7 protein-coding genes are annotated in these 7002 nt (G+C 67.5%); 3 read left to right on the top strand and 4 right to left on the bottom strand.

The window, feature by feature from the left end:
* Positions 1-1489: 3-hydroxyacyl-CoA dehydrogenase (locus P3W85_RS33950; protein ID WP_276267987.1), on the bottom strand; the 1489-nt coding region annotated here is incomplete at its 3' end.
* 221 nt (positions 1490-1710) lie between these two features.
* Between P3W85_RS33950 and P3W85_RS33945 the strand changes: the two genes are divergently transcribed.
* On the top strand, positions 1711-2352 hold the full coding sequence (locus tag P3W85_RS33945; protein ID WP_017230962.1) for a glutathione S-transferase: 642 nt from the start codon (positions 1711-1713) through the stop codon (positions 2350-2352).
* A 94-nt stretch (positions 2353-2446) separates the two neighbouring features.
* Here P3W85_RS33945 and P3W85_RS33940 read toward each other — a convergent pair whose 3' ends face one another.
* The gene (locus tag P3W85_RS33940; protein WP_017230963.1) at positions 2447-3640 is read right to left on the bottom strand and encodes a pyridoxal phosphate-dependent aminotransferase; all 1194 of its coding nucleotides are present in this window, start codon (positions 3638-3640) and stop codon (positions 2447-2449) included.
* Positions 3641-3694: 54 nt separating this feature from the next.
* Positions 3695-4252 (bottom strand): putative toxin-antitoxin system toxin component, PIN family, encoded by a 558-nt coding sequence (locus P3W85_RS33935; RefSeq protein ID WP_276267986.1) that lies wholly within the window; start codon positions 4250-4252, stop codon positions 3695-3697.
* 39 nt (positions 4253-4291) lie between these two features.
* Between P3W85_RS33935 and yaaA the strand changes: the two genes are divergently transcribed.
* Positions 4292-5077, top strand: a complete 786-nt coding sequence (gene yaaA, locus P3W85_RS33930; protein ID WP_276267985.1) for a peroxide stress protein YaaA — start codon at positions 4292-4294, stop codon at positions 5075-5077.
* A gap of 114 nt (positions 5078-5191) precedes the next feature.
* Positions 5192-6334, top strand: coding sequence for a M14 family metallopeptidase (locus P3W85_RS33925; protein WP_017230966.1), 1143 nt, complete (start codon positions 5192-5194; stop codon positions 6332-6334).
* A gap of 103 nt (positions 6335-6437) precedes the next feature.
* Here P3W85_RS33925 and P3W85_RS33920 read toward each other — a convergent pair.
* Positions 6438-7002, bottom strand: a 565-nt coding sequence (locus P3W85_RS33920) for a BspC domain-containing protein (protein ID WP_276267984.1), incomplete at its 5' end; no start/stop codon positions are given.

The raw sequence follows: 7002 nt of genomic DNA, 5'->3' as shown, positions 1-7002 counted from the left end.
CGGCGCGGCGCCACAGCCACGGGCTGGGGCGGTAGCGCATGTCGCCGGTCAGGCGTTCCAGGTTGCGCAGCACGGTCAGCACCAGGTGCGGGCCGATCGCGTCGCCCAGCGCCAGCGGGCCCTTGGGGTAGCCCAGGCCGAGGTTGACGGCGAGGTCGATGTCGACCGGCGTGGCGATGCGCTGCTGCGCGATGTCGCTGGCGATATTGACGATGCAGCTGACGATGCGCTGGGCCACGAAGCCGGCCGAGTCGCGGATCACGGTCACGGGCACGCCATCGCTGCCGAACAGGCCGTGCGCGGCCTCGCGCATGGCGGCGGAGGTGGCGGGCGAGGTCATCAGCGTGCGGCGCTTGGTGGCTTCGAACGGCAGCAGGGTGTCGATGGCGACCACGCGGGTCGGGTCCAGTCCTTCCTGCAGCGCGCAGGTGGTGGCGTCCAGGCCCAGCGGCGTGACCACGATCAGGGCGTCGCCGGAGGGGTGGTTGCCGGCTTCCGGCGTCATGCCCAGCGCGAGGATCAGCTTGACGGCCATGTCATGGCCGCGCTCGTCGGCACGGCTCACCCACACGCTGGCCGGGCGCGCGGCCGGCACGGCCAGCGCGGCGGGCACCTGCTTCTGGCCATCGGCGTAGCGGTAGAAGCCGGCGCCGGCCTTGCGGCCGATCAGGCCGCCCACCGAGCGGATCGCCGTGATGGGCGACGGGCGGTAGCGGGGTTCCTGGTAGAACTGGTTGTAGATGGATTCCATCACCGGGTGCGAGACGTCCAGCCCGGTCAGGTCCATCAGCTCGAAGGGGCCCATGCGGAAGCCGGCCTGCTCGCGCATGATGGCGTCGATGTCGGCGAAGCCGGCCACGCCTTCCTGCGCCACCTTCAGGCCTTCGATATTCATGCCGCGGCCGGCATGGTTGACGATGAAGCCGGGCATGTCCTTGCAGCGCACCGGGGTGTGGCCCAGGCGGCGCGACAGCGCCATCAGCGCATCGCCCACCGCAGGGTCGCCGGACAGGCCGTCGATCACCTCGACCACCTTCATCAGCGGCACGGGATTGAAGAAGTGGTAGCCTGCGATGCGGCCCGGTTGCCTGGCGCCGACCGCGATCGCGGTGATCGACAGCGAGGAGGTGTTGGAGGCGATCACGGCATCCGGGCGCAGGATGGCTTCCAGCTTCGCCACCAGGTCGCGCTTGACTTCCAGCTTCTCGACAATGGCCTCGAGCACCATGTCGCAGCCGGCCAGGTCGTCCAGCGTGGCGCAGGGCACAACGCGCGCCAGCGCGGCAGCGCCTTCCTCGGCACTCATCTTGCCCTTGTCGGCCAGCTTGGCGAAGGTGTCCTGCAGGTATTGGCGGGCTGCGGCCACGGCCTGCGGGTTGGTATCGTAGAGGCTGACGGTCAGGCCGGCCTGCGCGGCGATCTGCGCAATGCCGCGGCCCATGGCGCCGGTGCCGACGATGCCTACCGAGTCGATGCTGAAAGTGCTCATAGTGCGTCCAGAAAAGTGTGGTTAAATTAGCACGATCGTACGTTTTTTGCATCATCCGCGACAGTGGGGCGATGCAGGCGGCGTGCGCTGATCGGCCAGAGCGGACCACCAGAGTCTGCCATGGCACACAATGCCTGTTCGCCCATGGGCGCGCAGGACCATTCCGCCCCTGATTTGACGGCGATTCCCCCTGGGTCGCCAATACCGAGGAGAGAGACGACATGCTGAAGCTCTGTGGCTTTGCCGCCAGCAACTACTACAACAAGGTCAAGCTGGCCCTGCTGGAAAAGAACGTGCCGTTCGAGGAGGAGCTGGCCTGGATCGGCAAGACCGATCTCGAAGCGTCACCGTTGGGCAAGGTGCCCTACATGATCACCGATCGCGGCCCGCTATGCGAGTCCGAAGTGCTGGACGCCTATATCGAGTCGACCTATCCGCAAACGCCGCTGCTGCCCGCCGACCCCTATGCGGCCGGCAAGGTCCGCGAGCTGGTGACCTTCCTGGAGTTGTACATGGAGCTGGCCGCGCGCGAGCTTTACCCCGAGGCTTTCTTCGGCGGCAAGGTCAGCGACGGCGTCAAGGAGCGCCAGAAGAAGCTGCTGGAGCGCTATATCCCGGCCTTTGGCAAGCTGGCGAAGTTTTCGCCCTACCTGGCCGGCGACACGTTTACGCTGGCGGATTGCGCAGCCGTGGTGCACTTCCCGCTGATCTCGTCGTGCACCAAGATCATCTACGGCACCGACATGCTGGCCGATCTGCCGGTCAGGGACTACCTGAAGCGGATGTCCGAGCGGCCGGCCGTGCAGAAGGTCAATGAGGATCGCAAGATCAACACGGAGCTGATGCTGAGCGGCCGCAGGTAAGGCGCGGGCAAGAAGGCGCAAGACGAGCAGGAAACAACGCCCGCGGATCGCGGGCGTTGTTTCCTGCGGGCACGACTGCCGGGCGTCGCAGTGCTTACAGCGCCTTCAGCCGCTCCAGCGCCAGCGCCAGCGTTTCTTCCTTCTTCGCAAAGCAGAACCGCACCACGCCGGACTCGCGCGGCTGCGAGTAGAAGGCCGAGACCGGGATCGCCGCCACGCCGATCTCGCGCGTCAGCCACATCGAAAAATCCGCTTCGCTCATATCGGAAATGGCGGAGTAGTCCACGCACTGGAAGTAGGTGCCGTCGGACGGCAGCAGCTTGAAGCGGGTGGTGGCAAGCCCGCTGCGGAAGAAGTCGCGCTTGGCCTGGTAGAAGGCGGCCAGGTCCATGTAGGGCGCGGGGTCGGCCATGTAATCGGCCAGACCGTACTGCACCGGCGTGTTCACCGTGAACACATTGAACTGGTGCACCTTGCGGAATTCCGCGGAGAGCGCCACCGGGGCGGCCACATAGCCCACCTTCCAGCCCGTGACGTGATAGGTCTTGCCGAAGCTCGACACCACGAAGCTGCGGCGCGCCAGTTCCGGGTGGCGCGATACCGACTGGTGCGGCTGGCCGTCGAACACCATGTGTTCGTAGACCTCGTCGGACAGCAGCAGGATGTCGGTGCCGGCCAGCAGTCCGGCCAGCCGGTCCATGTCGCCGGCGCGCCAGATGGTGCCGGTGGGATTGTGCGGCGTGTTGATCAGCAGCATCCGCGTGCGCGGCGTGATGGCGGCGGCGAGACGGTCGAAGGGAATGCGGAAGTGCGGCGCGTCGAGCGCGACCGAAACCACCTTGCCGCCGGCCAGTTCGATGGCGGGGATATAGCTGTCGTAGCAGGGTTCCAGCACGATCACCTCGTCGCCCGGATGCACCGCGCACAGGATGCTGGTGAGGATGCCCTGGGTGGCGCCGGCCGTGACCGTGATCTCGCTGTCCCAGTCGTAGGCGTGGCCGTACAGCCGGCCGATCTTGTCGGCGATGGCCTGGCGCAGCTTGGGCACGCCCGCCATCGGCGGGTACTGGTTGAGCCCCGCGCGCATGGCGTGGGCGACCGCATCGACGATCTTGGGGTCGCAGTCGAAATCCGGGAAACCCTGGCCGAGGTTGACGGCGTTGCGCTCGGCGGCCAGCGCCGACATCACGGTAAAGATGGTGGTGCCGACCTTGGGCAGGCGCGACAGCGGCGGCGTCAGGGGAGCGAGGCGGGGGGCGGACTGGACGGCGGAGGAATCGGCGGACATGGGAAGCGGCGTCAGGCTGGGCGGTTGGATGGGACGGCAAGCGATGCTGGCATTCTAGCGGGGATCGGCCGGCGCCTGCGCGGCAGCCTCGGCGCGCCCCGCCAGCCAGGCGGGAAACGCCTGGGGCAGCAGGATCTCGACGCCGCTCAGGCGGCGCAGGCGGCCCTTCAGCTTGAGCACGGCCTTATCCTTGGAAACCAGGCAGGCCGCCTGGGCAAAGTGCGCCAGTTCGATGAACTTCTGGTCGTCGGTGTCCTTGCAGCGCGGCAGGCGGGCAGCCAGCGTGTCGGCTTCGCCGGGGATGGCGATGGCGGAGGTCAAGCGGTCCACTGTGGCCATGGCGGCGGGAATATCGACGCCGAAGTGGGCGAATTGCGGATAAGCCAGCACACGGCGCAGTTCCTCGCGGCAATCGGCGCGAATCACCGCGGCAATCGCGCCGCTGTGCAGCGCGGCGCGGATAGGCTCGACATGCGGGTCGGCGAAGACCAGCAGGTCCACCCAGATATTGGAGTCGAGCACGACCCGGGGCGCGGATGCGGCCAGCGGGCACGGGGCGGTCGGCGCTGCCGGCGGGGAATTGGCGGGTACTGCGGTGGAGTCAGGGTGCATTCGTTACAATCAGGCCTTTGTGTTTGCCGCGATTTTGCCATGCTCATCGTCCTGTCCCCCGCCAAGTCGCTCGACTACGAGACGCCGCCGCGCCTGAAGACCCATACGCTGCCGCGTTTCATCGACCGTTCGGCGGTATTGATCGAGCGCCTGCGCAAGCTGGCGCCGCAGGATATCGGCGCGCTGATGGACATTTCCGACAAGCTCGCGGTCCTCAACGCCACCCGCTATGGCGACTGGTCGCCCGAGTTCACCGCCGCCAACAGCAAGCAGGCCGTGCTGGCCTTCAACGGCGACGTGTATGAGGGGCTGGGTGCGTCCAGCCTGTCGGGCGACGACCTCGGCTTCGCGCAGAAGCATGTGCGTATCCTGTCCGGCCTGTACGGCGTGCTGCGCCCGCTCGACTGGATGCAGCCCTACCGGCTGGAGATGGGCACACGCCTGGACAATGCGCTCGGCAAGGATCTCTACGCCTTCTGGGGCGACGACGTCACGAACCTGCTCAAGGAAGACTTCAAGGCGCTGAAGGCGGAGGGCAGCCCGACCCTGGTCAACCTGGCCTCCGAGGAGTATTTCAAGGTGGTGCGCCCCAAGGTGCTCGACGCCCGGATCGTCACCCCGGTGTTCGAGGACTGGAAGGGCGGCCGCTACAAGATCATCTCCTTCCACGCCAAGCGGGCGCGCGGCTATATGGCCCGCTACGCGGTCACCCACCGCATCACCGAGCCCGCCGGGCTCAAGCGCTTTGCCGAGCATGGCTATGCCTTCGACGCAGCGGCTTCCGACGATGCGCGCTGGGTGTTCCGCCGCCGGCTGGAAGACTGAAGCTTCGGCAAGCAGTGCGTTCAGGCTCGCCCGTACCCTGCCTGCCGCCCCCGAACCCAGCGCCAGGGATGGCCCGGCAGGCCTCCCGGCGCGCACTCTCCGAGACACCACGCCATGACCTCTGCCCTGCATATCTCCTCCAGCTTCGATGCGGGCGCCATCGAAGTCGAGTCGATCGCGCACGCCGGCGATATCCGGCTGCGCATCCGCGCCGACTCGCACGCGGAGTTCCGCCAGTGGTTCCATTTCCGCTTGCAGGGTGCGGCCGGCCAGGCCTGCCGCCTGCAATTCCTGAATGCCGGCGACTGCACTTATCCCGATGGCTGGCGCGGCTATGAGGCAGTGGCCTCGTACGACCGCGCGCGCTGGTTCCGCGTGCCCACCACCTTCGACGGCAGCACCATGACGGTGGCGTTCACGCCCGAACATGACAGCGTCTGGCTGGCTTACTTCGAGCCCTATTCGGAAGACCGCCACCTGGCCCTGGTCGCCACCTGCCAGCGCTCGCCGTTGGCGCGGCTATCGCACCTCGGCAGCACGGTGGAAGGGCGCGACATGACGGCGGTCACGGTCGGCAGGCCCGGCGACGGCAAGAAGACCATCTGGATGATCGCGCGCCAGCATCCCGGCGAAACCATGGCGGAGTGGTTCTGCGAGGGCGTGCTGCAACGCTTGACGGGCACCGGCATGTGGGGCGGCGACCCAGTGGCGCGACGCCTGCTGGAGCGCGCCGTATTCCATATCGTGCCCAATATGAATCCCGACGGATCGGCGCACGGCAACCTGCGCACCAATGCGGCCGGGGCCAACCTCAACCGCGAGTGGATGGCCCCCAGCCTGCAGGCCAGCCCGGAGGTATATCACGTGCGCCGCGCCATCGAGGCCACGGGCTGCGATATGTTCTTCGATATCCATGGCGACGAGGGCCTGCCCTATAACTTCGTCGCCGGCAGCGAGATGCTGCCGGGCTTCACCGAGGCGCAGCGCGCCGAACAGCTGCGCTTTATCGACGCGTTCAAGCGCGCGACGCCGGATTTCCAGGACGTGCACGGTTATGCCGCCAGCAAGTACAACGCCGATGCGCTCAAGCTTGCCTCGAAGTACATCGGCCATACCTTTGGCTGCTTGTCGCTGACGCTGGAGATGCCGTTCAAGGACAATGCCGACCATCCCGATCCGGCGGTGGGCTGGAACGGCGCGCGCAGCGCCCTGCTGGGTGCTGCCATGCTGCAGGCAGTGCTGGCGCAACTGGATTGACGGCGCGGCCGGCTGGCACGGCCTTCCGGAGGAAAGGTCCGGCAGCTGGACAAGGAGGCTGCCGGGCAGGCATTTGGCCCGTCCCGGCGCAACGGCGGGAAGCCTAGTGCTTTTTCTTGCTGGTGGACTTGCCCGTGCTCTTGGCGCCGCTGCTCTTGCCGCTGGCCGCCTTGGACGCGCTTGCCTTGCCGGACCTGGTGCTGGTGGCCTTGGCCGTCTTGCCGCCCTTGTGGCCCCGGGTGCTGGTGGCGCGGCGGGTATTGCTGCGCACCGCCGGGGCAGCCGCGGGCTCGCTGATGACCGTGCCGCTGCCGTCGAGCAGTTCATAGGCCAGCATCATGCCGTCGGCATAGCCGCAGCGCACCTTGACCGGTTCCCACTGGGCCTCGGCGTGCCGCTTGTGCGCGGTGGCGGTGAAGGTCACCACGGAGCTGACCGGCACCGCCTGCTTGCCCTGGGAGAAGCGGCCGTCCCATGGTTCCACGGTGGCCTGGCCGGCGCCGAGCGCGCCGGTGGGGATCTTCAGCGCATCGAAGGTGACCGAACGGGGCACCACCCAGCTGGCGTGCGCGGCGCAATCGGCCACGTCCGGGCTGGCGTTCTCGGTTTGCATCAGTTGCTGGCGCATCTGCGCGCGGTACTCGGCCAGGCTCACGCGGCCTTGCGCC

Origin of the sequence: Cupriavidus basilensis (assembly GCF_029335485.1) — a bacterium.
GTDB classification, from domain to species: Bacteria; Pseudomonadota; Gammaproteobacteria; order Burkholderiales; family Burkholderiaceae; genus Cupriavidus; species Cupriavidus basilensis_E.
This window is presented reverse-complemented; position numbering and strand designations above follow the sequence as displayed.